Source organism: Micrococcus sp. LASM2_SD2 (assembly GCF_057364565.1).
Genome location: NZ_JBNFOB010000459.1, coordinates 1 through 715 on the forward strand (window position 1 = coordinate 1; position 715 = coordinate 715).

At 73.6% G+C, this 715-nt stretch carries 1 protein-coding gene; it reads left to right on the forward strand.

The window, feature by feature from the left end:
* Nucleotides 1–392: 392 nt before the first annotated feature.
* Nucleotides 393–715 (forward strand): Rho termination factor N-terminal domain-containing protein (locus AC2W7A_RS13100; protein ID WP_485991704.1); only part of this gene is annotated, 323 nt, incomplete at its 3' end.

Here is a 715-nt window from a genome sequence, read left to right on the forward strand (position 1 = left end):
GGTGCTCGCCGCCGGGACCCGGGCCGGCAGAGGAGGCCGCGGAGCTGCTGCGTGCCGAGGGCGCACGGACCGCGGCGCGCTGGGACGTGACGGTGAGCGCCGTCGCCGCCGAGGGTGTTAGGGTGGAACCACTCCACCACGGCTGACGGGAGCTGTTCCAGGCTCCTGCTGCGGTGGCGGACCGCACCTGAACGCCCCGCTCTGGAGCGCGCGCAGACTGAAGGTCCGCAGGCATCGCCGCGACGGCGACGAACACCTCCCCACCGTGGAGGAGCACCCCTCTTTTTTCACCCGGCTCTCAGGGCTGCCGCCGTGCAGCACGGCCGGATCCCACCCGACGCCGTGCCCGCAGTGCGCGCGCCACGGCCGAAGACGAGTCAGAAGGATCCTTCGTGACCGAATCCATGGAACAGACCGCCACCCCCGCGAACGCAGGCGGCGGACTGGCCTCTCTCAAGCTCGCCCAGCTCCAGGCCCTCGCCTCCCAGCTCGGCATCACCGGCAGCCGCCGCATGCGCAAGTCGGACCTGGTCGCCGCGATCACGGACCACCAGCGCGGCGGCGCCGTCGCCGACCGCGAGGCCGCCGAGAAGCGCGCCGCCGAGAAGAAGGCCGCCGAGCAGCAGAAGGCCACCGAGACGGCGGAGAAGGTCGACGCCCCGCAGGAGGGCGCCGACCAGGCCCAGGAACGCTCCGAGCGCCTCCGAGCGCCCGG